The 1,994-nt window shown below is 52.5% G+C and carries 3 protein-coding genes and 1 pseudogene; all 4 read right to left on the bottom strand.

Features of this window, described 5'->3' with window-relative positions:
* Positions 1-694, bottom strand: a 694-nt coding sequence (locus KHU33_RS26000) for a phospholipase effector Tle1 domain-containing protein (protein WP_211468427.1), incomplete at its 3' end; no start/stop codon positions are given.
* Positions 695-1,183, bottom strand: a complete 489-nt coding sequence (locus KHU33_RS26005; RefSeq protein WP_211468429.1) for a DUF3304 domain-containing protein — start codon at positions 1,181-1,183, stop codon at positions 695-697.
* Positions 1,162-1,482 (bottom strand): hypothetical protein, encoded by a 321-nt coding sequence (locus tag KHU33_RS26010; protein WP_211468431.1) that lies wholly within the window; start codon positions 1,480-1,482, stop codon positions 1,162-1,164. Before KHU33_RS26010 ends, KHU33_RS26005 begins: the two co-directional genes overlap by 22 nt.
* A gap of 33 nt (positions 1,483-1,515) precedes the next feature.
* Positions 1,516-1,994, bottom strand: a pseudogene (locus KHU33_RS26015) (hypothetical protein); the annotation flags it as partial.

The following is a 1,994-nucleotide window of genomic DNA, read 5'->3' on the forward strand; positions in this document are numbered from 1 at the left end:
AGCAGAACGCCCGCGCTTCCACCGCGCCGCGTGAAAAGCCGAACACATTCAGCGTAATCTTCGGAATATCCGGTTTCGGCCTGTCTTTACGGGCCTTGCGCAATAGCGGGTCTAATTCCTTGGTGAGATCGGCAAACCAGCTACGGCGGTCGGGACGCGGATCGCTGGCATCGCGCAGTGGGTCATTGGTTGCCACGTCTCTGGCGTATTGCTGGATTTTAGCGGTGATTTCCTGCCGGCTAAATAATGCTACGTCATCAGTAAACGCTCTATGCACAGCGTTATAGACTTCAAGCAAAGCGAATAAAATCCGCGCTTCGCCGCCTTTGCCAAACGCTTTACCCTCGGCACTTTCACGCCACTCTCGGTTCTCCTCGAAGCGTGTGCCCAAGCCCGGAACGTAAATCCGGTAATGACCAGGTGTTTGCAAAGCGCCTTTTCCATTGACGTCTTTGTGCGCCTTGTACAATTTGACGACATTGGTATGGCATTGCGATGGTTCATCACGAATCATATTGTTATTGGTGCCGTCGAAGAACAGGCCAATGTTGACGTATTTCTGGCAAGGGGGCGCATGAATAGTCGGCCGATCTTCCTGCAAAATACGACGGCATAGGTCGGCAACGCTCCATGTCATTTCGCCTTCGGCGTGACCGGTAATACTCAGCGGCGCGGATTGAATTTGGGCGGGCATTTACTCTTCCTCCGGTGGTGCGATGGTGACATCTTTAAGAATTGGGTGCTTTGAGCTTTGTGGATAATATCTTGCAGATGACACTATCCTTACCTCATCGTTTGCAAAAAAATGAACGAAAATATCTCCGGCTTCGTCGTAGCGTCTGATCGTGGTGTTTTTTTCTACCCAATCGCGCCCATTCGGCTTCCACCGCACTTTGACTTTCATACCGGGTTGCCATTTCAAGGGAAGCATGTAGCCGCCGGCGACAAGGCCGCCACAACTTAGTCCCCCAGCCATCCGTTCACTAAAAGGCTCTTTCACATAAAAATCGTGAATGTAACCCACGCCCGGATGAGAAAAACAAGCTATCGATACCGGCACCAGCGCTATATCGACAACCATGGACGGCTTCTGATTTGGTGCTTGTGTTGTGTTCGGTGCCGTTGCTGCACAAGCGCTGAGTGCCAGCGTCGCGGTGAGTATCAGTAGATGTTTGAGTCGCATGAATTTCTTTCGTGTAATTGGGTGGTCGGCAAGTCCGCCAGCGTGCGTAGCAAAGGTTTGGCAGCTTGGTACAGAGGATTACGCGCAGCGATAATTTTGTCCTGCCGGTAGTGCAACTGTTCGATAGTTTCTGCGGCCTTGCTGACGATGGCGTTGATCTTTTCGTCCACCGCGCCCGCATCCTCGACCGCCTCCCAAGACGTTTGAGGAATCGCAGTCAGGCTCGCCCGAGGCTTGCTCCCGCCTTCCCACGCTGACTCTTCCTCATGAGGTTGAGTGTTATCCGTTATGCCTGTCATAAAATTGTTTGTTAGTGGACAGAAAAAAGTCCATCAATCGAACACTGCACGCTGGCGCAAATAACCGCTGCCTTCGCGCCGGGTTTCGGTTTGCGTGCGGATGGCGGCGGAACGCAGTTCCGGCGCATTAGCATCCTTTTGTGTCGGAAAACAGCCTGCCAGCGTTGCTTGATCCGCTTCACTAAACGGCGTCTGCTGCTCAGTATTTTCCATCGCTTTGAGTTGATCAAGCCGATTGTCAGCCTTGGCGCCGGACTGCTTATAGGCGTCAACCCGGCTTTGCACCGCTGCGCCAATCGCAGGATTGGTTTTGATCGTATTCTGATATCTATCCCACGCCTGCTTCTTGTACGGTGTAGTGGGAGCCTTACCGGTAGCGTCGTACTCCCGCGCCATCGTCAGCAGAGCTTCAGATTTTTCTTCGTCAGTGACGTAACCCGCTAAATAAAACGTCGCCAGCGAATCGTGAATCTGATTTTGCAATAACCACAGATAAGGCGAGTCGAAAGACG

The organism is Collimonas silvisoli (genome assembly GCF_018305005.1).
Classification (GTDB): domain Bacteria; phylum Pseudomonadota; class Gammaproteobacteria; order Burkholderiales; family Burkholderiaceae_D; genus Collimonas; species Collimonas silvisoli.